This window comes from Mesorhizobium sp. WSM4844 (assembly GCF_055811775.1).
The window spans coordinates 101108-124810 of record NZ_JBVVQB010000018.1 but is presented as its reverse complement, the minus strand read 5'-3'; the positions used below and the strand labels follow the sequence as shown (position 1 = coordinate 124810).

Here is a 23703-nt window from a genome sequence, read left to right as displayed (position 1 = left end):
GCGCACCGTGCCTTCCGATCGCTCGATATAGCGGCCGAGCCATGTCAGGTTTTCCGCAGCGCGGCTGGGCAGGCTGCCTGGCGGGGTGCGGGTGAAGCTGTCGTGCTCCTGGGGCAGCAGCGTCTCGCGCTCCACCGGCCTGTCGCTGACCACCCATACATCCGCAGCCTGGCCGCCGCGCTGCATGGCGATTGCGGTCGGGTCGAGCGAAAAGCCGACGCGGGCAAAACCGCCGGGCATCACCGTCCAGCCTTCCGGCGTTCGCGCCAGATAGACGCGCAGGGCTGCCGGCCGCGGCTCAAGCCAGCCACCGACATAGACCGGCGTGGTCGAAAGCGTCACCGCTTCCTGTCCGACGAAGGCGCCGCCGTCCCGTTCGATCCGGGCTATCAGTTCGGCCCTTTCCCCGGCAACCAGCGCTGAGCCCAGCCTGGTGCAATCGTCATCCTCGAAGGCAAGCCGCGTCGACAGCGCTGGACCGATCACCATGCGGTCGAGGTTGGCCAGCACATGGTCACGGTCCGCGTCCCGCCCGCACCACCATGTCGCGACGCTCGGCAAGAGAAGCTCCTCGTTGCGCAATTCGCGCGAAATTTTTGGCAGGAAGGCGAACAGCGCCCGCGTTTCCATCAGCCCGGAGCCGAGCGCGTTGACGGCTGAGACGGCTCCCCGGCGGATCGCCTCGACCAGCCCTGGCGTGCCGATCTGCGAATCCGGCCGCAGCTCCAGCGGATCGGCGAAGGCGGCGTCGAGCCGCCGCCACAGCACGCTGACCGGCATCAGCCCGGAAACCGTACGCACCATCAATCGGCCGCCGGAGACGGTCAGATCCTCGCCTTCGAGCAGCATGATGCCGAGATAGCGGGCGATATAGGCATGCTCGTAATAAGTTTCGTTGAGTGGCCCCGGCGTCAGGATGGCGACACGGCCGCCCGATCCCTTGGCCATGCCGTTAAGCGCGTCGCGAAAGCGACGGAAGAAGCCGGCAAGGCGGTGCACATGCATCTCGCCATAGATGTCGGACAGCGCACGCGTTGTGGCGACGCGGTTTTCCAGCGCAAAGCCGGCACCTGACGGCGCCTGCGTGCGGTCGCCCAGCACCCACCAGCGGCCATCCGGTCCACGGCCGAGCTCGAACGCGCAGAAATGCAGGAAATGGCCGCTGGCCGGTCTGGTGCCGACGACGGGGCGCAAATATTCCGGACTGGCCGCGATCAGCCCCGCCGGCAGGATGCCTTTCTCGACCAGGCGGCTCGGCCCGTAGATATCGGCAATCGTTTCCTCGAACAGCTCGGCCCGCTGGACCAGGCCGGCACTGATCGCGGCCCATTCCTGCTCCCCTATCAGGAGAGGCACATGCGCCAGCGGCCATTCGCGCTCATTGGCGCCGGCCTGATCGTAGAGACGGTAATAGACGCCGGCGTCGCGCAGATACTGGTCGGCGCGGGCGAAGCGCTGGGCGAGCTTTTCAGGCCCTAGATCTTCCAGCGCCTCGATGAACTCCTTCCAGACCGGACGGGGATCGCCTGATGCATCGATCATCTCGTCGACGACGCCGTCGATCGGCTGGTAGTGCTCCAGCAGGTTATGCGGCCTGCCGCGTATTTCCTGGTGATCCCCCTTTGCCATTGCTGATCAGAGTCTTGCAGGCCGCCGCAGGTCAAGGGTCATCGGGAAATCCTCAGAGGCTTGTTCGTCGCGGAGCACGTAGGCGGACGGCGTATGGCCGCGCGGCTCGAAGCGGGCGAGCCGCCGCGCCTCCGCTTCGTTGCCGTTGACCGGGAAAGTGTCGTAGCTGCGCCCGCCGGGATGCGCGACATGGTAGACGCAGCCGCCGACCGCCCGGCCCGACCAGCGATCGTAGATGTCGAAGACCAGCGGCGTGTTGACCGGCAGTGCTGGATGCAGCCCCGATGACGGCTGCCAGGCCTTGAAGCGGACGCCGGCCACCGCGATCTCTCTGGAGTCGGTCACCTTCATCGGCACGATGCGGCCGTTGCAGACGACCGCATGACGTTCCGGATTGAGCCCTTCGGTCTTCACCTGCAGCCGCTCGACCGAGGAATCGACGAAGCGCACGGTGCCGCCGATCGCGCCCTGCTCGCCCATGACATGCCACGGCTCCAGCGCCTGCCGCAGTTCCAGCTTGATGCCGGCATGCTGGACCTCGCCGCAGAACGGGAAGCGGAATTCAAGCTGCGCGTCGAACCATTCGGGACGGAATTCAAAGCCGTTCAGCTTGAGGTCGTCCAGCACGTCGAGAAAGTCAGCCCAGACGTAGTGCGGCAGCATGAAACGGTCATGCAGCGACGTGCCCCAGCGCACGAAGCGGCCATCGAGCGGGTTCTTCCAGGCGCGGGCGATAATGGCGCGCACCAGCAATTGCTGCGCCAGGCTCATGCGCGCATTGGGCGGCATCTCGAAGCCGCGGAACTCGACCAGCCCCAGCCGGCCGGTCGGGCCGTCGGGCGAAAACAGCTTGTCGATGCAGATTTCCGAACGGTGGGTGTTCCCCGTCACGTCGGTCAACAGGTTACGGAACAGCCGGTCGACCAGCCACGGCAACGGGGCGCTGCCACTGTCCGGATGCGGCACCTGCGCCATGGCGATCTCAAGCTCGTACAGCGAATCGTGGCGCGCCTCGTCGAAACGCGGCGCCTGGCTGGTCGGGCCGATGAACAGGCCTGAGAACAGGTAGGACAGCGACGGACGGCGCTGCCATTGCAGGACCAGGCTCTTCAGCAAATCGGGGCGGCGCAGGAACGGACTGTCGTTGGGTGTTGCGCCGCCGACGACGACATGGTTGCCGCCGCCGGTGCCGGTATGACGGCCGTCGATCATGAACTTGTCGGCGCCAAGCCGCGTCTGCCGCGCCTCCTCGTAGATCGCTGTGGTCGTCGCCACGCAGTCCTGCCAGTTCGCAGCCGGATGGATGTTCACCTCGATGACACCGGGATCCGGAGCCACGCGGATGACGTTTAGGCGCGGGTCGTGTGGCGGACCGTAGCCCTCGATATGCACCGGCAGGCCGATAGCCTTTGCCGCGTTCTCGGCCGCCGCGACAAGTTCGAGATAATCTTCCAGCGCCTCGACCGGCGGCATGAATACACAAAGCCGTCCGTCGCGCGGCTCGACCGACAGCGCGGTGCGCACCGCGCCACCGATCTCGGTAATCTCCTGTTCGACACGGTCCTGCTGGCCGGTCGCTGCGGTGAAGGACGCCGCCTGCTGGCGGCGCGCCATTTCGTCAGCGCCTTCAAGTTCGGCCGGGGCAGCCTCCGGCAAAGAAGCGGCTTCAGGCAAAATAGCCTCGCGCGCCGGCAATGGTCCGCGCGGCAGCGAAGGATCGACCGGCACGATGTAGGGGAACTGCGCCGGCGGCACATGGGGAAGCGTGCCGAGCGGCAGGCGGTAGCCGACCGGTGAATCGCCCGGCACCAGGAACAGCCTGCCGCGCCGCGTCTTCCACTTCTCCGAACGCCAGCGCGGTCCCGACGCCTGGCTGTTCCAGCGCTGGACAGGCAGTACATAGCCCGACGGCTTGGTCAGGCCGCGTTCGAACACCCGCGCCATGCGGCTGCGCTCCTCGGGGTCGTCCAGCTTCGAATTGGACGGATCGACATTCTCCGGCAGCTTGCCTTCCTTGAGCAGCCACTCAGCCGGGTCCTCATAGGCTTCGCTGACCATTGACTTGTCGATGCCGAGTTCATCGGCAATCGCCGTCAGCAGGCTTTCAGCCTGCTTCGGCCCCACTTCTGCTTCGCCTGCTTCATCTGCTTCGCTGTTCTCCCGCGCGATCAGCGACGGGTCGCTCCACACCGGCTCGCCGTCGGCGCGCCAGTACAGCGAGAAGGTCCAGCGCGGCAGGCTTTCGCCCGGATACCACTTGCCCTGCCCGTAGTGCAGGAAGCCGCCGGGCGCGAAACGCTCACGCAGCCGGCGGATCAGCGCATCGGCCTTTTCGCGTTTTGTCGGGCCGACGGCGGCGGTGTTCCACTCCTCCGCCTCGAAATCATCGATCGACACGAAGGTCGGCTCGCCACCCATGGTCAGCCGCACGTCCCCGGCTTCGAGTGCGGCGTCGACCTGCCTGCCCAATGCGTCAAGCGCCTGCCAGCTTTCGTCGGAGAATGGCTTGGTGATGCGCGGGTGCTCGGCGATGCGGTCGACCCGCATGTCGAAGCCGAACTCGACATTGGCGAAGCTCGCCATGCCGGAAATAGGCGCGGCGTTGCGGAAATGCGGCGTGGCCGCCAGCGGCACATGGCTTTCGCCGGTGAGCAGGCCGGAGGTCGGGTCGAAGCCGATCCAGCCGGCCCCCGGCAGATAGACCTCGCACCAGGCATGAAGATCGGTGAAGTCGGTCGCCGTGCCGGGCGGTCCGTCAAGCGCGACGAGGTCGGGCTTCAACTGGATCAGGTAGCCGGAAACGAAGCGCGCGGCGATGCCGAGGTTCCTCAGGATCTGCACCAGCAGCCAGCTCGTATCGCGGCACGAGCCTTTCTTGGCGGCCAGCGTTTCCTCCGGCGAAAAAACGCCGGTTTCCATGCGCACGATATAGGCGACCTCGCGCTGCAGGCGGGCATTGAGGTCGACGACGAAATTGACGGTATTGGTTGGGTGGCGATCGATGGTTTGCAGGAACGCCGACAGCAGCGGTCCAGCCGGTTCCGGCGTCCGGTAGATGGCGAGATCGGCGCTGATCTCTTCCGGGTATTCGAACGGAAAGATCTCGGCCGCCGGCTCGACGAAGAAATCGAACGGATTGTAGACCGTCATGTCGGCGACGAGGTCGACCTCGATCTTCAGTTCCGTCACCGGTTCCGGAAACACGAAGCGCGCCAGGAAATTGCCGTAGGGATCCTGCTGCAGATTGACGAAGTGGTTCGCCGGCCCGACCTTCAACGAATGGCTGAGCACCTTGGTGCGGGAATGCGGCGCCGGCTGCAGCCTGATGACCTGCGGGCCGAGGACGACCGGCCGGTCATATTTGTAATGGGTCAGGTGGTAGACGGCTGCCAGAATTGCCATGGGACCCCGAAAGTCGGCGTTTCAAACGAACTCGCCGAACCCTGACACAAATGCTGGCCATTCTCCAAGCAGAGATGTTGCGGTGCATCTAATTTAAGCAGCGTTGCCGGCCCAGGGGCCGGCTCAGAAAAACGCCTGCAACCCGGTCTGCGCCCGTCCGAGGATCAGCGCATGCACGTCATGCGTGCCCTCATAGGTGTTGACCGTTTCCAGGTTCTGCGCGTGGCGCATGACGTGGTAGCCGATCTGGATACCGTTGCCGCCATGCATGTCGCGGGCCTGGCGGGCAATGTCGAGCGCCTTGCCGCAATTGTTGCGCTTGACGAGCGAGATCATCTCGGGCGCCATCTTGCCCTCATCCATCAGCCGCCCGACCCGCAAGCTGCCCTGCAGCCCCAGCGCGATCTCGGTCTGCATGTCGGCGAGCTTCTTCTGGAACAGCTGCGTGCCGGCCAGCGGCTTGCCGAACTGCTTGCGGTCAAGGCCATATTGGCGGGCCCGGTGCCAGCAATCTTCCGCCGCGCCCATCGCCCCCCAGGAAATGCCGTAGCGCGCCCGGTTGAGGCAGCCGAACGGCCCCTTCAGGCCCGACACGTTAGGCAGCAGCGCGTCCTCACTGACCTCGACGCCTTCCATCACCACTTCGCCGGTGATCGACGCGCGGAGACTGAGTTTGCCGTCGATCTTTGGCGCCGACAGCCCCTTCATGCCTTTTTCCAGCACGAAGCCGCGAATCTCGCCGTCATGCGCGCCCCCACTCTTGTCGGACAACTTTGCCCAGACGACGAACACGTCGGCGATCGGCGCGTTCGATATCCACATTTTCGAGCCGGAGATCTTGTAGCCGTTCGCCGTCTTCTCGGCCCGCGTCTTCATGCCGCCAGGGTCGGAACCGGCATCCGGCTCGGTCAGCCCGAAGCAGCCGATCCATTCGCCTGACGCCAGCTTCGGCAGGTATTTTTTGCGCTGCGCCTCCGAGCCATAGGCATGGATCGGATACATCACCAGCGACGACTGCACGCTCATCATCGAGCGATAGCCAGAATCGATGCGCTCGACTTCGCGCGCCACCAGGCCATAGGTGACGTAGTTGGCGCCGAGCCCGCCATATTCTTCCGGAATGGTGATGCCTAGCAGACCCGCTTCGCCCATCTCGCGAAAGATCCCGGCATCGGTCTTTTCCTCGAGATAGGCTTCCTCGATCCTGGGGGCGAGCTTGTCGGCGGCGAATGCCGCTGCGCCATCGCGCACCATCCGCTCGTCTTCCGACAGCTGGTCCTCGATCAGGAAAGGATCATCCCAGACGAATGCGTTCTTGTCGGCGGCCATGGCTCTCGCTCTCCCAACTCTTGCATGTCGCCCAAAAGCTTGCCCTCGGGCCTGACCCGAAGGTGTCCGGCGGTTTGGGATAACGACATGCACAAACAACAACATGAATTGGGCGGCTTATCGGCTTCCGGTTCGAAAAAATCAAACGAAATTGCTTCGCCAACCAATGAGCGTTAGTAATGGATCATGAACGTGCAGCGCCGCCTTTTGCCTGGTATCAGCGCCCTTGCCGCCTTCGAGGCGGTGGCCCGGCTGGGCAGCTTCACCGCCGCCGCAAGGGAGCTCGATCTGACCCAGGGCGCCGTCAGCCGCCAGATCAGACTTTTGGAGGACCAGTTCGGCCGCCAGCTGTTCGAACGCGACAGCCGCAATGTCAGGCTGTCGACGGCCGGTGAGATCTATGCCGAAGCGGTGCGCGCCGCCTTGGGTCAATTGCGCGACGCAGCGCTTGGATTGATGAGCAATCGGCATAGTGGCATCTTGAACCTTGCGATCCTGCCGACCTTCGGCACACGCTGGCTGATGCCGCTCATCCCGGATTTCGTCGAAAGCAACCCTGATATCACCATCAATTTCGTCACCCGCATCGGCCGTTTCGACTTCGCCCGCGAGAGGCTCGACGCCGCCATCCATACGGCCTGCCCGACTGGCCCGGTGCCGACTCGACGCTGCTGGTGCGCGAGACAGTGGCGCCGGTTGTCTCGCCCGAATTTCTGGCCGGCCGCGCCATTGCCACGCCTGCCGATATCGGCCGCCTGCCACTGCTGCATATGGCGACGCGGCCCGGCGCATGGACCGAGTGGTTCGAGCATCAGGGATTGAGCGCACCGACCGGGCCCGGCATGCAGTTCGAGCAATTCGGCACCGCCGCCCAGGCCTGCATGGCCGGGCTCGGCGTGGCGCTGCTGCCGCAGGTCCTCATCTCAGGCGAATTGCAACGGGGCCAGTTGGTGCCGGCGCCGGGCCGGCCGATGCAGAGCCGCAGCGCCTATTACCTCGTCGTGCCGCATGACAAGCGCGGCCATCCGCCGGTCGCCAGTTTTCGCGACTGGCTGCTGCGCCATGTGCCGCCGGAGAAGTAGCTACTTACGCTTCAACGCATCGGCCAACGCGGCGCCGAACGCGCCTTGTTGCACCGGCCGCTCCGGCTGGCGCTGCGGCGCCGGCGCGCGCGGCACCGGTCTGTTGCCGTTGTCGCGCGGCTTCGGTGTGCCGCCGTCACCATCCCTGCGCATCGACAGGCCGATGCGCTTGCGCTTGATGTCGATGTCGACGACGCGCACCTTGACCACGTCGCCGGCTTTGACCACCTCATGCGCGTCCTTGACGAAACGGTCGGCCAGTTGCGAGACATGCACCAGGCCGTCCTGATGCACGCCGATATCGACGAAGGCGCCGAAAGCGGCGACATTGGTGACGGTGCCTTCCAGCAGCATGCCTGGCTTCAAATCCTTGATGTCGTCAACGCCGTCAGCGAAGGTGGCGGTCTTGAAGCCGGGGCGTGGATCGCGGCCGGGCTTTTCCAGTTCCGCCAGGATGTCGCGCACCGTCGTCAGGCCGAACCGCTCATCGACGAAGACACGCGGATCGAGCGCCTTGAGAGCGGCACTGTCGCCCATCAGCGAGCGGAGGTCGCGTCCGCAGGCCGCAACGATCTTTTTCGCCACGCCATAGGCTTCGGGATGCACGGCCGAGGCATCGAGCGGTTCGGTGCCGTTGGCAATGCGCAGGAAGCCGGCGCATTGCTCGAAGGCGCGGGGTCCAAGGCGCGAGACCTTCAACAGGTCACGTCGGCTGGCGAAGGGACCCGCCGCGTCACGGTGCGCAATGATCGCCTCGGCCAGCGATGCGCCAAGACCCGAAACCCGCGCCAGAAGCGGCGCCGAGGCGGTGTTGAGGTCGACGCCGACGGCATTGACCGCGTCCTCGACCACCGCTTCCAGCGAGCGGCCGAGCCGGTACTGGTCGACGTCGTGCTGGTATTGGCCGACGCCGATCGACTTCGGCTCGATCTTGACCAGTTCGGCCAGCGGATCCTGCAGCCGCCGCGCGATCGACACCGCGCCGCGCAGTGACACGTCGAGGCCGGGGAATTCCGCCGCTGCCGTTGCCGAGGCGGAATAGACGGAGGCGCCCGCCTCGCTGACGATCACCTTGAGCGGCTTCGGCCCGGACTCGGCAGGCATGTCGGCCAGCATGTCTGCGACCAGCCTTTCCGTCTCGCGGCTGCCGGTGCCGTTGCCGATGGAAATCAACTCGACCTTGTGCAGGCGGATGAGCTTTGCCAGTTCGGCCTGCGTGCCGCGCACGTCATTCCTTGGCGGAAACGGATAGACCGTCGTCGTCGCCAGCAGCTTGCCGGTGCCGTCCACCACCGCCACCTTGACGCCGGTGCGGATGCCGGGGTCGAGCCCCATCGTGGCGCGCGAGCCGGCCGGGGCAGCGAGCAGCAAGTCCTTCAGATTGCGGGCGAAGACATGGATCGCCTCCTCCTCGGCCCGCTCGCGCAGATCCCGCATCAAATCGAGCGTCAGATGCAGCGACAGCTTTACGCGCCAGGTCCAGCCCGCCACCTCCATCAGCCAGCGGTCGCCCGGTAACTGGCGGCCGATGGCGTAGGCATCGGCGATCATCCGCTCGACCGGCTTCACCGGCGACGCGTCGTCGGCATCGACTTCGATCTCAAGCGAGAGCACCTCTTCGTTGCGGCCGCGCAGCATCGCCAGGGCGCGATGGCTCGGCACATTGGCCCAGCGCTCGACATGGTCGAAATAGTCGGAGAATTTCGCGCCGGCTTCCTGCTTGCCGTCGACAACGCGCGACCGCATGAAGGCGCGTTGCTTCATGTAGCTCCGCAGCCTGCCGACCAGATCGGCATTCTCGGCGAACCGCTCGGACAGGATGTCGCGCGCGCCCTCGAGCGCCGCCTTGGCGTCGGCCACCTCTTCAGTGATGTAGGCCAGCGCCAGTTCTGCGGGCACCGCGGCGCGATCGGCAAGGATGGCCTCGGCCAGCGGTCCCAGCCCACGCTCGCGCGCGATCTCGGCCTTGGTCCGGCGCTTCGGCTTGTAGGGCAGATAGATGTCTTCGAGTTCCGCCTTGGTGACGGCCGCAGCGATCTTGGTTTCAAGCTCTTCGGTCAGCTTGCCCTGCTCGCGGATGGAACCGAGAATGGTGTCGCGGCGCGCATCGAGCTCGCGCAGATAGGCTAGGCGCTCGGCCAGCAGGCGCAGCTGCGTGTCGTCCAGGCCGCCGGTGACCTCCTTGCGGTAGCGCGCCACGAACGGCACTGTCGCGCCTTCATCCAGCAGTCCGATCGCCGCCGCGGCCTGTTCGGGCCGGGCCGTGATCTCGGCTGCGATGATTGCTGCGATGCGCTCGGATGCCATGTCGTTCCTGCTGTCCTGTCGAAAAGAGCGGCGACCATAGGCGCAGAGCGTCGCCCCGCCAACCTCGCTCTTTTCGACCGATCAAGAGTTCCACAGGAAAGCACGTTGGAAATTCGCATGGCAGAATGCGCCCACGCCTGGATTTGCCCGTGCCCTTCAGACGTGCGCGCTGCCCCTCATTGCCCTGCCGGGCATTTCTCCCCGTATAGTGACGGGAAGAAAGACGCCTTCGCAAAGGGTTTCGTCAACGACCAGCGTTGCAAAAAATAGCGCCGCGGTGCGGCCAGCCCCTTCTCCCCGTCACTATACGGGGAGAAGGGGCCGGCAGGCGGATGAGGGGCAGCGCTGACATTGCCAGTCGGATACGATTGCCCTGCTAGACCATCCGGCTCAGCGCATCGAAGAAGGTGACCATATCGACACTGAGCGGCTCGTCGACCGGCTCAGGCTGCGACGACATCTTGGCGATAACCACCTCCGCCTTGGGATCGACGTAGAGCCACTGGCCGTGGATGCCGATACCGCAAAAAGCGCCGCCGGCCGCGCCGGTCTGGTACCATTTGTTGCGGTAGCGGCCTTGCGGGAAGCGGAACGCCATCGCGCCAAGCTGCCAGGCGTCCGTGTCTCCGCCTGTGCTGACAGTGTCGCGCACCCAGGCTTCCGGCACGATGCGGCGGCCATGGGCGATGCCGCCCTGCCGCATCATCTCGCCGACCCGGGCCAGATCGCGCGGCGTCACCGAAATGCCGCCGGCCGTGCGCGCAGTGCCGGCCATGTCGACTGTCACCGAGGCTTCGCTCATTGCACCAAGCGGCAGCCACAATTTCTCGTGCATCAACTCGGCGAAGCGCTGGCCGGACGCGCGTTCGAGCAGGATGCCGAGCAGGTCGGAATTGGGCGAGCGGTAGCGGAACGTCCGGCCATGCGGCTCGTTAAGGCGCTGCAGCGTCAGGATGAAGTCGGCCAGGCTTTCCATGCCGCCGCCCGGATTCCACAGCGTCGCGCGGCGATAGCGGGCAAAGGCGCTTTCCGGATCGAGATAGGCTTCTTCGAAGTCGAGGCTGACGCTCATGTCGAGCACATGCCGCACGCTGGCATCGCCATAGGCCGAGCCAGCAGCTTCCGGCAGATAGCGGGTCACCGGCGCCTGCGGGTCGAAAACTCCTTCGCCTTCCAATATGCCGGCCAGAATGGCGGTCAGCGACTTGCTGATCGAGAAGATGATGTGGCGCGCGCCGAACTCCATATGCGGTGCGAACCAGTCGCCGACGAATTTGCCGGCTTTCATGATCGTCAGCGCGTCGGTGTCGGAGCGCGCGAGAAAGGCCGCAACGGTCTCGGCGCCGCCGGTCAGCGCGACCTTTTCGTCAAGCAGCCCGTCAAGATCCTGTGCCGGCGCCTCACTGCCGCTTGACGCTGCAGCGACACGTGCGCTCGGCACCAACTCGCCGACATTCTGGAACGACCACCGGCTGAACGGACTTTCGCGCCAGTTGCCGAGCAGCACCTTGTTGCGGGCAAAGCCATGTCTGGTCTCGAACGCGGTCTTACCGGTCATAGCTTTTCCTTCCGGTTTTTAGGAACTTAGAGACTGTTTCGAAATCAGATGGCCGCCAGAGTAGAGTTTCCAAACGGTCACTTAGCCAAGCGCGGCGGCGATCGCGTGGACGGCTTTCATCGTCGCCACCGAAAAGGCGATGCTGGTGAAATCCGCGTAGCTCGAAAGCTTCACCACGACCATTCTCGTGTTCCAGTCGATATGGATCAGCTGCCCGAACACCCCCCGGCACATCAGCGCGCGCGAACGCGGGTCCTCGATCCAGAACTGGTTGCGGTAGCTGCCTTGCGGCAGGCTGGGATTGAAGTCCGGTCCATGCCTGCCGGTGCGCGTCGCCTCGATCCAGTCGGCCGGCACGACGCCGCCGCCATTGTCGAGGATCAGCTGGCCGAAACGGCCATAGTCGCGCAGCGTGGCGTTGAAGCCGCCATCGGCGATGGCGTAGCCGGCACTGTCGACGGTGAAGCAGGCGCTTTCATCCGCGCCGAGCTTTTGCCAGAGTTCTTCCGAAACCAGTTGCGCCAGCCGCTTGCCGGTCACCCGTTCCATGATGAAGGCGAGCACGTCGGTCTCTATCGAACGATATTCGAACGCAGCGCCATGCGGCCGGCTTGTCTTCTTGAGCCGCAGGATCAATTCGAACATGTGCGATGGCCACTCGAAGGCCGGGTCGCTGTCCGGCGGCACCGGTTTCCAGCCGCTGGCGACATCGACCTGACCGATATCGGAATAGCGGTCGGTGTATTCCTCGGAAAAACGCACGCCGGACGTCATGTCGAGCACATGCTGCACGCTGGCGCCGGCCCAGCCGGTAGCTTCCAGCTCCGGCAGATAGGTCGTCACCGGCATGGCGGGATCGATCAGGCCGCGCCCGGCGAGTATGCCGAACACCGAGCCCGTGACCGACTTCGCCATCGACTGCGACAAATGCAGCGTGCGCTCGGTCATGCCGTTGCAATAGCGCTCATAGGCGATCTTGCCATCCTTGAGCACGAGGAACCCATCCGTATAGGTTTCGTCCAGCAGCCCGGCCAGCGTCGAAGGCTGCCCCGTGCTGCCGCCCACCGGCAGCACGTCGAGATCGACGTCGGCGCGCTCGAACCGGCGGCGATGGCCATTGCCGCGCCAGACTTCGACGGTCGGCAGGATTTCGCGGATGTGCTGGAACGCCCACCGGTTCCAGGGTCCCCTATCCCAGTCGAGCTTCGGCGGCACCATCTTGGGCGGTGAGCCCTGCATGATCGGCGGCACCGGTTCACTGTTGCGGTAGGAGGTCATGAGATGCGTCCCGGCAATATGAAAACGGACCCGGCGGCGCGCGCCGCCGGGTCCGTCAACGATGCGATCACTTCTGCAGTTCGGTCCAGATCCTGGTGTAGAGTGCCTGCACGTCGGGCGCGCAGGTCAGCATGAACGTGCCCTTGTCGGCGAACTCGGCGGGGATGTTGACCTCCGGCGCCGTTTTCATGTCCTCAGGCATGAAGGCTTCCGATCCCTTGATGCCGTTGGCGTAGCGCGCGAAAGTCGAGATCAGCGCGGCGTTCTTTGGATCCATAACGAAGTTCTGGAACAGCTTGGCGTTCTCGACGTTCTTGGCGTCCTTTAGCACCGCAAGATTGTCCATGAAGATTGGATAGCCCTCCTTCGGATAGCCATAGACGAAGTCTTTGTTCTGCAGGCGGGTGCGAAACGACGCGCCGTTCCAGTCGACGCTGGCGGCGAAGTCGCCCTTGGCGAACTTCTCGACCGTGCCGTAGTCCATGGAGATCCATTTCGGCTTGGCCGCCACCAGCACATCGCGCACCTTCTTCAGCACCTCCTTGTCGCCGGTGCACGGCTCGCCGCCGACATATCTGATGGCGAGATGCATGACGTCGGCCATTTCGGGAACGACGTTGATCTTGCCGACCAGTTCCGGCGGCGGATCCAGGAAGATGGCCGAGGTGTTGGGATCGCCCTTGTAGACTGCGGTGTTGACCGTGACGCCAGTCGTGCCCCACTGCCACGGCACGGTGTATTTGCGGCCCGGATCGAAGGGAACATCGACCCATTTCGGATCCATGTTCTTGAAGTTCTCCATCTTGTTCGGCTCTGTCTCCAGGAGCAGCCCTTCCTGGATCCAGATCGGCACGAAGCTCGCCGAGGGCACCACGACATCGAAGCCGCTGCCGCCCTGCCTGATCTTGGCCAGCGCGGTGTCGTTGGAATCGTAGTCGGTGACTGTCACCTTGACCTTGTATGTCTCCTCGAATTTCTTGACGAGCTCGGGGCTGGTGTAGTTGCCCCAATTGTAGATGTTGAGTTCGCCGTCGGCGCGGGCGAGACCCGCCGAGGCGAACAGCGCGGCGCTGAGCGCCGTCGCAGTCAGTTTCCACTTCATCGTATCTCTCCTGTCACTCGTGATCCTTTTTCCTGCTGATGAAAAAGAAGACGGTGACGATCAAGATCGAGATCAGCAGGAACACCGTCGAAATTGCGTTGATTTCCGGCGTGATAAAGCGCCGGAACTGGCCGAGCATGTAGGTCGGCAACGTGTCCTGGCCGCCGGACTTGACGAACTCGGTGATGACGACGTCGTCCAGCGAGATGACGAAGGCCAGCATCAACCCGGCAAGGATGCCTGGCCACAGCAGCGGAAAGGTGACGCGCCTAAATGCCTTCCAGGGTGTCGCGTAGAGGTCGGCCGCCGCGGTCTCCAGCGACAGGTCCATGCTCTCGAGCCGCGCCCGGATCGGCAGATAGGCAAAGGGAATGCAAAAGGCGGTATGCGCCGCCATCAGGTAGCCCAGCCCCGAATAGCCGGTCCAGATCTTGATGCGCGAGAAGAAGATCAGCAGCGCCACCGCAGTGACGACCTCCGGCACCATCAGCGGCTGGTTGATGAAGGCGTATTTGAAGCCGAGGCCGGGATAGGGTTTGGTTCGGGTCGTGGCGAGTGCCGCCATCGTGGCAACGATGGTGGCAATGGTCGCGGCCACCAAAGCGATTTGCAGCGACCGGATGGCGGCATCGACGACCTGATCGTTGTTCCAAGCCTGGTAGAACCAGCGCAGCGACACGCCTTCCCAGACCGCGATCGAATTGCCTGAATTGAAGGCATAGACGACAAGCGTGACGATCGGCAGGTACAGCGCGAAGAAGCAGATCATTGCGATGGTGGTGAAGCCGGTCTGCCGGCGGACATCGAAGCGGCTAGCCATGCGCGCCACCCCGGCGCCCGACGGAGCGGACATAGAAGAGCAGCGCCACCATCACGATCGCCATCAGCGACAGCGACAGCGCCGAGCCGAGCGGCCAGTTGCGGCCTTGCCCGAACTGCAGCTCGATCAGATTGCCGAGCATCATATTCTTCGACCCGCCGAGCACCCGCGGGGTGACATAGGCGCCCAGCGCCGGGATGAAGACCAGGATCGAGCCAGCGATGATGCCGGGCTTGACCAGCGGGATGATGACCCGCCTCAGCACCTGCAAGCGGTTGGCATAGAGGTCGTAACCAGCCTCGACCAGCCGGAAGTCGATCTTTTCCATGCTGGCATAGAGCGGCAGCACCATCAGCGGCAGATAGACATAGGTCATGCCGACCATCAGCGCGAAATCGGTGAACATCATCTGGATCGGCTGGTTGATGATGCCGAGCTTGATCAGCACCGTGTTGACGAGGCCCTCATTGCGGATCACCTCCTGGATGGCGAAGGTGCGGATCAAGAGATTGGTCCAGAACGGGATGGTGATCAGGAACAGCCAGATGTCGCGCTGGCGCGCCGGCCGGGTAGCGATGAAATAGGCGGTCGGGAAGCCAAACAGCAGCGTCAGGATCGTTGTCATGAACGACAGCTTGGCCGAGCGCCAGAAGATCGACAAATGCGCATCGGCGAAGGCCAGAGTGTCGTCGAAGATGTCGCGCTGCATCAGCACCGACAACCAGCCGTCGGTCGAGAATTTCCACACCACGCCGCCATACGGTCCCGGCGTCAGGAAGGAATAGACCACGACGATCAGCAGCGGTCCGCTCGCGGCGAGAAAGATAATGATCAGCGCCGGCGCCGACAGCAGCCAGCGATCGCGGATCTCTCGGCGCTCGGCCTCCTCAGCAACTTGTTCCGCGCTCGCCATCAGTCCCTCAGCACTTGCGCGGCTTCGTTGCCGATCGAAATGCCGACCTTGTCGCCCCGCTCGAAACCGCAGCCGGCGCTGCGCGTGTTCTGCTGGCGCACGGTGAAGCTCTCGCTGCTGTCCAGGCGAACATGGATGTGCGTGTCGGTGCCGAAATAGACGATGTTTTCCACCGTGCCCGACAGGTCGCCCTTGCCGCTGGTCAGCTTGGCATGTTCGGGCCTGACCACCACGGTGGCATTATCCTTTGGCTGGAAGCCTTCCGCCACAGTCGCGTCTATGGTCGCGCCGGATTTGAGCGTTGCGCGTGCCTTGCCGTTGCCCATGCCTGATATGGCCGCCGTCAGGAAATTGGTTTCGCCGATGAAGTCGGCGACGAAGCGCTCCGCCGGCTTGTCGTAGATGTCCCAGGGCGTGCCGACCTGCAGGATCTTGCCCGACGACATCACCGCGATGCGGTCCGACATGGTCAGCGCTTCTTCCTGGTCGTGGGTGACGAAGATGAAGGTGATGCCGGTCTCGTGCTGCAGCCGCTTCAGCTCGATCTGCATCTCCTTGCGCAGCTTGAAGTCGAGCGCCGACAGCGGCTCGTCGAGCAGCAGCACTTTCGGCTGCGGCGCCAAGGCGCGCGCCAGCGCCACGCGCTGCTGTTGGCCGCCGGAAATCTGGCTGGTGCGGCGGTTGCTGAGCGCTTCCATCTTGACCAGCTTCAGCATCTCGGCGACCCGCGCCTTCACTTCGGCCTTGGGCTTGCCGAGCATTTCGAGGCCGAAGCCGATGTTCTCGGCCACCGTCATATGCGGGAACAGCGCATAGTTCTGGAACACGGTATTGACCGGCCGCTTGAACGGCGGCAGCGGCGCTATGTCCTGGCCGTGCAGCAAGATCTCGCCGGCGCTCGGGAAGTCGAAGCCGGCGATCAGCCTTAGAAGGGTCGTCTTCCCGCAGCCGGACGGACCAAGCAGCGTGAAGAATTCATTTTCGCGGATCGACACCGAAACCGTGTCGAGGGCGGCGACCTGTGACTCTCCGCTACCGAATACCTTGCGGACGCCACGAACTTCAATTGCACTTCTACCCGGTTGTTCCGGCACGATTACCCCATTCTTGTGTCCGCTCTTCTGGCGGATCCAGTTCCCACTCGATTGTCAGCACACGGCGCATGGCTTGGCAAGCACACATCTGAATGTCGATCATACATCTGAACGTCGATTCAGGACGCAATTCCCGTGCCACCGTCAGGCCTGGTAGGTGATCTTGCCGCCGCAGATCGTCGTCACCGGCCGCACCGTATGCAGCGCTTCCGGCGCGGTCGCCTCGATGTCGCCTGAGAGCACCACCAGATCGGCCATAAAGCCTGGCTTCAGGCGGCCCTTGCGGTGCTCCATGAACTCGGCATAGGCGCCTTCCACCGTGTAGCCCGCTAGTGATTCATGCAGCGAAAAGCTCTGGTCGGGATCGCCCTCTGCCCAAGGTTTGCGCAGCACCGCCGCCTGAATGCCCAGGATCGGATCGATCGGCGACACCGGCCAGTCGGAAGCGAAGACGACATGCGCGCCCGCCTGCTTCAGCGTCCGCCAGGCATAGCTCAGCGGCCATCTTTCGCGGCCGATGCGCGAAAGCGTCGGCTCCAGCGGGAAGTCCATGGCGCCGGGCGGGTGCGGCGGCTGCATCGAGGCGATGACGCCAAGCTCTGCGAAGCGCGGTATGTCGGCGGCAGTGACCACCTCGATATGCTCGACCCGGTGCCGGCTGTCGCGCCTGCCGTTCTTCCGCCGCGCCGCCTCATAACCATCGAGGACCGCGCGCACCGCGCCGTCGCCGATCGAATGCACGGCGACCTGCAGCCCGCGCCGGTCGGCCTCCACCGCCACCTCGGCGAGATGCTCCGGCGTAAACAGCGGCTCACCGCGCCAGCCCGGCCGGTCGGCATAGTCGTCGACCATCACCGCGGTCCAACCTTCCAGCACGCCGTCGTAAAACATCTTGACCATGCCGGACGACAGCCATTCCGATTGGTAGGAGTTGGCCATGCTCGATGCCTTTTCCAGCCTGTCGAGCGTCATGAAGTTCTTGAAATGAAAAGGTATCTTGGTGCGGCAGAGCAGTCGCCCTTCCTGTTCCAGCCCGGCTAGCAGCTCGAGCTGGTAAAGATTGCCGTCCATGTTCTGGATCGAGGTGATGCCGTGGCGGGCGCACCATTCCAACCCGCGATGCATCAGGTCACGATCGGCCGCGACTTCGGCGGCGGAAGGGTACGGCTCGGGCTCTCCGCCTGTCGCAATGCCGAGCCGCACTCGGTTCTGCCCCGAAAGCTCGAGGATTGGCCCGAACGCCTCCCCCTCGCGCAATTCGCCCGCCGCCAGGCCATCCGCTCCCATGACGATCTCGTTGCCGGGACCGAGTTGCTTGCCGTGCAGGACGCCAGCCAGCTCCAGCGCCTTGGTGTTGGCCCACATCGTGTGATGATCGGAAGCCGACATGGCGAACGGCCGGTCGGCGATGATGCGGTCGAGATGATGGCGGGTGACCGGCTCTTCCTTGGAAAGGATGGTGTAGTCGACGCCGGCCCCAAGCAGCAATTTGGCGTTAGGCCGTGCCGCCGCATAGGCGCGGATCGCGTCGCTCAGTGCATCGAAGCCATGCACGCCCTGAAGGTGCAGATTGTCGAGTTCGGCCGCGCCGCCGAAAAGATGCATATGCGCTTCGATAAAGCCCGGCACCATCGACCCGCCTTGCGCATCGATAATCTTCGTGGCCGGCCCCTTCAGCGCCTCAATCGTCCAGCGATCCCCAACCGCGAGGATGTTGCCGTCCTTTATCGCCACCGCCTCGGCCGTCGGATGGCCTTCGTCCATGATCAGCACACGAGCATTCATGACGATCAGGTCGGCATTTGAACTCATGATTACCCGCGGTTCGGTTGCGCTACCGACAGGCTAGACGAGTAGCTGCCGTGCCAGCAAGCCATGGCTGGTTGGCCCAGCGCCTTGTGAAAGGCAGTGCAAGACGGCTAGGGTCGCCGCATCTCACCACGGAACAATTTCATGAAGACTGTTTTTTCGCCCCTCCATGCCGGCCATTCCGGCAATGTCGAATTGATCGCCGGCGCCATCGTGCCGGCCTTCGAGAAGCCCTCGCGCGCCGAGTTCATCAAGGCGAGGGTGGAGAGCGAAAAACTCGGCCCCGTGTTGCCGCCCCAGAGTCATGACCTCGCAGCCGCCAAGCAGGTGCATACCAGCGACTACATCGATTTCCTGCCGACCGTATGGCCGCTCTGGGAAGCGTCGGGACGGACTGGCACGGCCCTCCCCTTCACCTGGCCGACGCGCGGCCTGCGCGGCGATGTGCGCCCCCAGACCATCGATGCGCTGCTTGGCTTTTACTCCTTCGACGGCGGCGCCGGCTTCGTCAAAGGCACCTGGGAGGCGATCAAGTCGTCCTACGATGTGGCGCTGACCGCAGCCGCCCTGGTCAAGGGCGGCGAGAGATCAGCCTTCGCGCTCTGCCGCCCGCCCGGCCATCACGCCGGCGCTGCCTTCATGGGCGGCTATTGCTACATCAACAACGCCGCGGTTGCCGCGCAATGGTCCCGCGACCAGGGCGCCAGGCGTGTCTCGATCCTCGATGTCGATTACCATCACGGCAACGGCACGCAGGAGATCTTCTACAGCCGCGGCGACGTGCAGGTGCTGAACCTGCATGGCGACCCGATGACCGAATATCCGTTCTTCCTTGGCCATGCCGACGAGCGCGGCGCCGGCGCCGGCGAAGGCTTCAATGTCAACTACCCCATGCCGTTCGGCACCACATGGGATGCCTGGAATGCTTCGCTGGAGGACGCCTGCGCAAAACTTGCAGCTTACGCCCCCGAGATCGTTGTCGTCTCGCTCGGCGTCGACACGTTCGAGAAGGACCCGATCAGCAGGTTCAAGCTGAAAAGCGCCGACTATCCCAGGATTGGCCGTCGCATCGCCAAGCTCGGCCTGCCGACGCTGTTCGTCATGGAAGGCGGCTACGCCGTCGAGGAAATCGGCATCAATGCGGTCGGCGTGCTGACCGGATTCGAAGATCGGTAATGCATGTCGCCCAAAGGGCTGCCCAGGCGTTAGACCCGAGAGAGCGCAGCGGTGATGGCAGCTACGCCACTTGGCCGCCGATCCTCTGGAACGCGTCGCTTCCCCGGGCCCTCCCAATTCGACAAGTGGTTGACGGGAAACAGCGGATCGATCGTCATTGTCTGCTCTCCGGCGCGTAATGGAGGATGACAACACCTGACTTGAGCGTCCTCGTCTCGAGATGCTTCAGGGGTATCCGGTTCGGGCCGCCCTTGAAGAGCGGCGTGCCTCTCCCGAGAATGACGGGGTTGATGCCGAGGTGATACTCGTCGATCAGGCCGTGCTCCATCAGGGTCGCCGTGAGGTCGGCGCTGCCGAACACGAAGATGTCTCCGCCGTCCCTGGTCTTCAGCTTGGAGACTTCTTCCGCGACATTGCCGCTGAAGAGCTTCGTGTTGTTCCAGTCGGCGCTTTTCAGCGTGCGCGAGAAGACCACCTTCTCGATCTTGTTCATGAAATCCGCGATCCAGCCTTGCTCGGACGGCCAATAGGCTGCCATGAGCTCGTAGGTCACCCGGCCGAAGATCAGCGTGTCGGCCTTTTCCTGGGTCTGACGAATGTAGTCCTCGAGTTCTTCTTCGAAGACGAACCAGCTGATGTCCCTGTCCGGACCTTCGAAGAAGCCGTCGACACTCACCATGTCCCATATGATCAGCTTTCTCATAGAACCCTCCTCTTCGTGTATCCCTTTGTGAATTCTCGGCCTATCCCGTGAAGCGGAAGCGCATGTTGGTGATCTGCCCCGCTTCCGAGAGCTCGGTCTTCTCCAGCCTGACCGCTCCAGCCCGACCGGCTATGCCGTTCTGACTGAAGCGGCGGATGCCGTCGCCATTGAGGACGGGCGACATGGAGGAGGACCTCGCCCACAAGCCCTGATTCGGGCCGACGGGAAATCGCAGCATTTCAGCGGGATGCGACGAAGCGTTCCAGTTTGCCGAGAGTTTGCAGTCCCAGTTCCACGGCACCGAAGCCCTTCGCCTCCTGGAACTCGGCAGCCGTGCTGAATACCATGCCCAGCGTTACCTTGGTTGCCCCGTCCTGATCCTCGAACGAGGCCCAGGCGTCGGCATGTTTCGGCCCGTTCTCGCCCCAATGCAGCGTATAGCCGATCCTCTCCTCGGGCCGGACCTCGTTATAGAGATGGTGGTTCGGGAAAACCGTGCCGTCAGACGCGATCATGTCGAATACCCACTCGCCGCCCGCTCGCAAGTCGATCCTCTTCGTTCGACAGGAGAAGCCTTCCGGCCCCCACCATTGCGGCAGCGTTACAGGGTTCATCCACGCGCCCCAGACGATGGACCGCGGCGCCTGAATCACCCGCTGCAGCACCATGGTTCGTTCGGCCGCGCCCGCGAGGTTGTCCAGGCCGGCACCGAAGCCCGCCCGGTAGCCTGCTTCCATGTCCTGGGCCAGCGAGGAAAGTTGCACGGTCACGACCAGCCGGCTGCGCTCGTGCGTGCCTGACAACTCAGCCGTCACCAGCGCCGCTGATTGCGTCACGCCACCGGAGGAGACCACCTCGTAGTTCACGCTGCGGACACCCGGCTGCAACGCCAGCCAGCCGCACTCGCAGCGGATGTCCGGCTGGCCCTCTACCTTGCAGAGCGAGACCTCGCGACCACCCACCCTGGTGTCGGCCTCCAAAAACTCCACGGTGACCGAGGGGGATGGCGCAGCCCAGATCGCCCGCGCGGCTGGGGCCGTCCAAGCCTCCCACAGCACGGCCAATGGCGCGGCCACGTCCCGTTCGAAGGTCAGCGTCGCAAAACCGCCCTTCCTATCATCGGGCACCGCACGGGTCGCACTGTTTGTAGCGAGGTTCTGTGTCATTCTGCGCGTTCCTTCTTCATCACATTCATCACAAATGCGTCCAACCGGTCGAGCCGAGCTTCCCAGATGGCCCGCTGTTCATCGAGCCATGTCCGCGCTGGATCCAGAGCCTCGGGCACGATGGCGCAGGTGCGTATCCGCCCGTCCTTGGACGTGGTGATCAACCCTGCCTCCTCCAGCACGGAAAGGTGCCGCATCACCGTGGGCAGCCGCAGTCCCGTCGGCCCAGCCAGATCCGTTACCCGCGCAGGTGTTTCGGCGAGCCGGGTCAGGATCGACCGGCGAGTCGGATCAGCGAGCGCGTGGAAGAGCAGCGAGAGATCAGGATCATGCTTAGCCATGTTGCTAACTATCGCCCAATTTGCCGGTGGCGCAAGCAAAAACTTCGTCAAGTCGCTAAGTATTTTTTGCGCAGCGCGCCGAGTTCCTGGAGCAGGCGGCCGAAGCGTTTAACGCGGCCTGCAAGCATGGCCGCTGACCTGTCCCAGCCACCGTTATCTCTTTGTTGGACCATGATCTTCTTTGAAAAGGCGTTCGCCCTTTGCGAAGTCATGCTCTACTTCTAGGGGACGGCATGAGGGCACCGATTCTGGAAGAACGCAGCATTTGAAATCGGGGAAGCATCGATGATCGACGACGAGCCGGACAGCGAACGCGTCTCGGCGCTGGCGCCGTTCCGACACGGCATTTTCCGCGCCGTATGGTCCGCCAGTCTGGTTTCGAATTTCGGTGGCTTGATCCAGGGCGTCGGCGCCGCCTGGATGATGACCACGATCGCCACCTCGTCCTATCAGGTTGCGCTGGTCCAGGCTTCGACCACCTTGCCAATCATGCTGTTTGCGCTCGTTGCCGGGGCCATCGCCGACAGCTTCAACCGCCGCAAGGTCATGCTGATTGCCCAGATCTTCATGCTGGTCGTCTCGGTGCTGCTCACCGTGTTCACCTATCTTGGCTTGATGACGCCGTGGACGCTGCTCGCCTTCGCCTTCCTGATCAACAGCGGCACGGCGCTCTACAACCCGTCATGGCAGGCTTCTGTCGGCGACATGGTGCCGCGCGCCAAGCTGCCGGCTGCCGTCGCGCTCAATTCGTTGGGCTTCAACCTGACGCGCAGCGTCGGCCCGGCGATCGGCGGCATCATCGTTGCCGCCGCAGGTACCGCAGCGGCCTTTGCCGCCAACGCATTGAGCTATGTCGGGCTGATCATCGTGCTGGCCCGCTGGAAGCCCGACCTGCCGGCCTCGACACTGCCGCGCGAGACGCTGGGCGCGGCGATGGGTGCCGGCCTCCGTTATGTCGCCATGTCGCCCAATATCGGCAAGGTGCTGGTCAGGGGTGCGGCCTTCGGCTTCAGCGCCGGCGCGGTTCTGGCGCTGCTGCCGCTGGTGGCGCGCGACGTCGTCAAGGGCGATGCCTTGACCTACGGCATCATGCTCGGTGCTTTCGGCATCGGCGCCGTCGGCGGCGCGCTGATCAGCGTCCGGCTGAGGCAGATCCTGTCGAGCGAGACGATGGTGCGCATGGCATTCGCCGGCTTTGCGCTCTGCGCCTTCAATGCCGCCGTCAGCGATCAGGCCTGGCAAACGTCGCTCGGACTGCTCATCGGCGGCGCCTGCTGGGTGGTCGCGCTGGCGCATTTCAACGTCACCGTGCAGATGTCGACGCCGCGCTGGGTGGTCGGCCGGGTGCTCTCGGTCTATCAGACGGCGACCTTCGGCGGCATCGCGCTCGGCAGCTGGATCTGGGGTGTCGTCGCCGATGCGCAAGGCGCCGAGTTCGCGCTGACCGCGGCCGCCGTCACGATGCTGGCGGGCGGCGCGATCGGCCTGTTGCTGCCTTTGCCGCAGCAGGCGGTGCTCAACCTCGATCCGCTGAACCGTTTCAAGGAGCCGCATCTTGCACTCGACCTGAAACTGCGCAGCGGGCCGATCGCCATCATGATCGAGTACATCATCCGCGAGGAGGACGTGCCGGAATTCCTGGCCACCATGGCCGAACGCGGCCGCATCCGCCGCCGTGACGGCGCCCGCAACTGGACGCTGGCGCGCGATCTCGAAAATCCGGCAATATGGATCGAGCACTATCACACGCCGACATGGCTCGAATACATCCGCCACAACAAGCGGGCCACGCATGCCGACGCCGTTGTCGGCGAGCGCGTGCGGGCGCTGCACAGCGGCGACGAGCCGCCGCGCGTGCGCCGCATGATCGAGCGTCCGACAACCGCCGGCACCGCCATCGTCATGCCGAAAGGACCAATCGAGCATTAATGCATGTCGCGCAAATGACCACAGCCTGAAGTTGCGCCCAGAGGCGGGCGTGGTTGCCTGAAGCA

18 protein-coding genes and 1 pseudogene are annotated in these 23703 nt (G+C 64.1%); 3 read left to right on the top strand and 16 right to left on the bottom strand.

Annotated features, from left to right (window positions below):
• From AC0L2A_RS16815 to AC0L2A_RS16805, 3 genes are all read right to left on the bottom strand, one after another.
• Positions 1-1629, bottom strand: a 1629-nt coding sequence (locus AC0L2A_RS16815) for a circularly permuted type 2 ATP-grasp protein (protein WP_473609725.1), incomplete at its 3' end; no start/stop codon positions are given.
• Between the two features lie 6 nt (positions 1630-1635).
• Positions 1636-5031, bottom strand: coding sequence for a transglutaminase family protein (locus AC0L2A_RS16810; RefSeq protein ID WP_473609724.1), 3396 nt, complete (start codon positions 5029-5031; stop codon positions 1636-1638).
• Positions 5032-5154: 123 nt separating this feature from the next.
• A complete protein-coding gene (locus AC0L2A_RS16805; protein ID WP_473609723.1) occupies positions 5155-6360 on the bottom strand; it encodes an acyl-CoA dehydrogenase in 1206 nt (401 codons plus the stop codon).
• A gap of 186 nt (positions 6361-6546) precedes the next feature.
• On the opposite strand from AC0L2A_RS16805, the pseudogene AC0L2A_RS16800 reads away from it, so the two are divergent.
• A pseudogene (locus tag AC0L2A_RS16800) lies at positions 6547-7442 on the top strand (LysR family transcriptional regulator).
• On the opposite strand, the gene AC0L2A_RS16795 reads toward AC0L2A_RS16800, so the two are convergent.
• The 8 genes from AC0L2A_RS16795 to AC0L2A_RS16760 all read right to left on the bottom strand — a co-directional run bounded on the left by AC0L2A_RS16795 (position 7443) and on the right by AC0L2A_RS16760 (position 18326).
• Positions 7443-9749, bottom strand: coding sequence for a Tex family protein (locus tag AC0L2A_RS16795; RefSeq protein ID WP_473609721.1), 2307 nt, complete (start codon positions 9747-9749; stop codon positions 7443-7445).
• 376 nt (positions 9750-10125) lie between these two features.
• On the bottom strand, positions 10126-11307 hold the full coding sequence (locus AC0L2A_RS16790) for a serine hydrolase domain-containing protein (RefSeq protein ID WP_473609720.1): 1182 nt from the start codon (positions 11305-11307) through the stop codon (positions 10126-10128).
• A gap of 81 nt (positions 11308-11388) precedes the next feature.
• Positions 11389-12585, bottom strand: a complete 1197-nt coding sequence (locus AC0L2A_RS16785) for a serine hydrolase domain-containing protein (protein WP_473609719.1) — start codon at positions 12583-12585, stop codon at positions 11389-11391.
• 67 nt (positions 12586-12652) lie between these two features.
• Positions 12653-13687, bottom strand: coding sequence for an ABC transporter substrate-binding protein (locus AC0L2A_RS16780; protein ID WP_287173374.1), 1035 nt, complete (start codon positions 13685-13687; stop codon positions 12653-12655).
• A 13-nt stretch (positions 13688-13700) separates the two neighbouring features.
• Positions 13701-14507, bottom strand: coding sequence for an ABC transporter permease (locus AC0L2A_RS16775; protein WP_473609718.1), 807 nt, complete (start codon positions 14505-14507; stop codon positions 13701-13703).
• On the bottom strand, positions 14500-15420 hold the full coding sequence (locus tag AC0L2A_RS16770; protein ID WP_473609717.1) for an ABC transporter permease: 921 nt from the start codon (positions 15418-15420) through the stop codon (positions 14500-14502). The genes AC0L2A_RS16775 and AC0L2A_RS16770 overlap by 8 nt, the downstream gene beginning before the upstream one ends.
• The gene (locus tag AC0L2A_RS16765) at positions 15420-16514 is read right to left on the bottom strand and encodes an ABC transporter ATP-binding protein (protein ID WP_473609716.1); all 1095 of its coding nucleotides are present in this window, start codon (positions 16512-16514) and stop codon (positions 15420-15422) included. Before AC0L2A_RS16765 ends, AC0L2A_RS16770 begins: the two co-directional genes overlap by 1 nt.
• 144 nt (positions 16515-16658) lie before the next feature.
• Positions 16659-18326: an amidohydrolase gene (locus AC0L2A_RS16760; protein ID WP_473609714.1), complete on the bottom strand. Its 1668-nt coding sequence runs from the start codon at positions 18324-18326 to the stop codon at positions 16659-16661.
• A 141-nt stretch (positions 18327-18467) separates the two neighbouring features.
• Here AC0L2A_RS16760 and AC0L2A_RS16755 point away from each other — a divergent pair, with 141 nt between their 5' ends.
• Entirely contained in the window at positions 18468-19499 is a 1032-nt protein-coding gene (locus tag AC0L2A_RS16755) for a histone deacetylase family protein (protein ID WP_473609713.1), read from the top strand.
• 154 nt (positions 19500-19653) lie between these two features.
• Here the strand turns inward: AC0L2A_RS16755 and AC0L2A_RS16750 are convergent, their stop codons facing one another.
• Genes AC0L2A_RS16750 through AC0L2A_RS16730 form a run of 5 tightly spaced genes read right to left on the bottom strand, consistent with a single transcriptional unit; the run spans position 19654 to position 21921 of the window.
• Positions 19654-20202, bottom strand: a complete 549-nt coding sequence (locus AC0L2A_RS16750; RefSeq protein WP_473609712.1) for a dihydrofolate reductase family protein — start codon at positions 20200-20202, stop codon at positions 19654-19656.
• Positions 20203-20242: 40 nt separating this feature from the next.
• Positions 20243-20386 (bottom strand): hypothetical protein, encoded by a 144-nt coding sequence (locus AC0L2A_RS16745; RefSeq protein WP_473609710.1) that lies wholly within the window; start codon positions 20384-20386, stop codon positions 20243-20245.
• Positions 20387-20441: 55 nt separating this feature from the next.
• Positions 20442-21368: an SRPBCC family protein gene (locus tag AC0L2A_RS16740; protein ID WP_473609709.1), complete on the bottom strand. Its 927-nt coding sequence runs from the start codon at positions 21366-21368 to the stop codon at positions 20442-20444.
• Positions 21365-21709, bottom strand: coding sequence for an ArsR/SmtB family transcription factor (locus AC0L2A_RS16735; protein WP_128183512.1), 345 nt, complete (start codon positions 21707-21709; stop codon positions 21365-21367). The genes AC0L2A_RS16740 and AC0L2A_RS16735 overlap by 4 nt, the downstream gene beginning before the upstream one ends.
• 47 nt (positions 21710-21756) lie before the next feature.
• Entirely contained in the window at positions 21757-21921 is a 165-nt protein-coding gene (locus AC0L2A_RS16730; RefSeq protein WP_473609708.1) for a hypothetical protein, read from the bottom strand.
• Positions 21922-21994: 73 nt separating this feature from the next.
• Here AC0L2A_RS16730 and AC0L2A_RS16725 point away from each other — a divergent pair, with 73 nt between their 5' ends.
• The gene (locus AC0L2A_RS16725; RefSeq protein WP_128247094.1) at positions 21995-23638 is read left to right on the top strand and encodes an MFS transporter; all 1644 of its coding nucleotides are present in this window, start codon (positions 21995-21997) and stop codon (positions 23636-23638) included.
• Positions 23639-23703: the final 65 nt, after the last annotated feature.

Excerpts from the sequence above, each read along its gene's own strand:
- AC0L2A_RS16810 (WP_473609724.1), bottom strand. The coding sequence starts at position 5,031 with ATGGCAATTCTGGCAGCCGTCTACCACCTGACCCATTACAAATATGAC.
- AC0L2A_RS16805 (WP_473609723.1), bottom strand. The coding sequence starts at position 6,360 with ATGGCCGCCGACAAGAACGCATTCGTCTGGGATGATCCTTTCCTGATC.
- AC0L2A_RS16795 (WP_473609721.1), bottom strand. The coding sequence starts at position 9,749 with ATGGCATCCGAGCGCATCGCAGCAATCATCGCAGCCGAGATCACGGCC.
- AC0L2A_RS16790 (WP_473609720.1), bottom strand. The coding sequence starts at position 11,307 with ATGACCGGTAAGACCGCGTTCGAGACCAGACATGGCTTTGCCCGCAAC.
- AC0L2A_RS16785 (WP_473609719.1), bottom strand. The coding sequence starts at position 12,585 with ATGACCTCCTACCGCAACAGTGAACCGGTGCCGCCGATCATGCAGGGC.
- AC0L2A_RS16780 (WP_287173374.1), bottom strand. The coding sequence starts at position 13,687 with ATGAAGTGGAAACTGACTGCGACGGCGCTCAGCGCCGCGCTGTTCGCC.
- AC0L2A_RS16775 (WP_473609718.1), bottom strand. The coding sequence starts at position 14,507 with ATGGCTAGCCGCTTCGATGTCCGCCGGCAGACCGGCTTCACCACCATC.
- AC0L2A_RS16770 (WP_473609717.1), bottom strand. The coding sequence starts at position 15,420 with ATGGCGAGCGCGGAACAAGTTGCTGAGGAGGCCGAGCGCCGAGAGATC.
- AC0L2A_RS16760 (WP_473609714.1), bottom strand. The coding sequence starts at position 18,326 with ATGAGTTCAAATGCCGACCTGATCGTCATGAATGCTCGTGTGCTGATC.
- AC0L2A_RS16755 (WP_473609713.1), top strand. The coding sequence starts at position 18,468 with ATGAAGACTGTTTTTTCGCCCCTCCATGCCGGCCATTCCGGCAATGTC.
- AC0L2A_RS16750 (WP_473609712.1), bottom strand. The coding sequence starts at position 20,202 with ATGAGAAAGCTGATCATATGGGACATGGTGAGTGTCGACGGCTTCTTC.
- AC0L2A_RS16745 (WP_473609710.1), bottom strand. The coding sequence starts at position 20,386 with ATGTCGCCCGTCCTCAATGGCGACGGCATCCGCCGCTTCAGTCAGAAC.
- AC0L2A_RS16740 (WP_473609709.1), bottom strand. The coding sequence starts at position 21,368 with ATGACACAGAACCTCGCTACAAACAGTGCGACCCGTGCGGTGCCCGAT.
- AC0L2A_RS16735 (WP_128183512.1), bottom strand. The coding sequence starts at position 21,709 with ATGGCTAAGCATGATCCTGATCTCTCGCTGCTCTTCCACGCGCTCGCT.
- AC0L2A_RS16730 (WP_473609708.1), bottom strand. The coding sequence starts at position 21,921 with ATGACTTCGCAAAGGGCGAACGCCTTTTCAAAGAAGATCATGGTCCAA.
- AC0L2A_RS16725 (WP_128247094.1), top strand. The coding sequence starts at position 21,995 with ATGATCGACGACGAGCCGGACAGCGAACGCGTCTCGGCGCTGGCGCCG.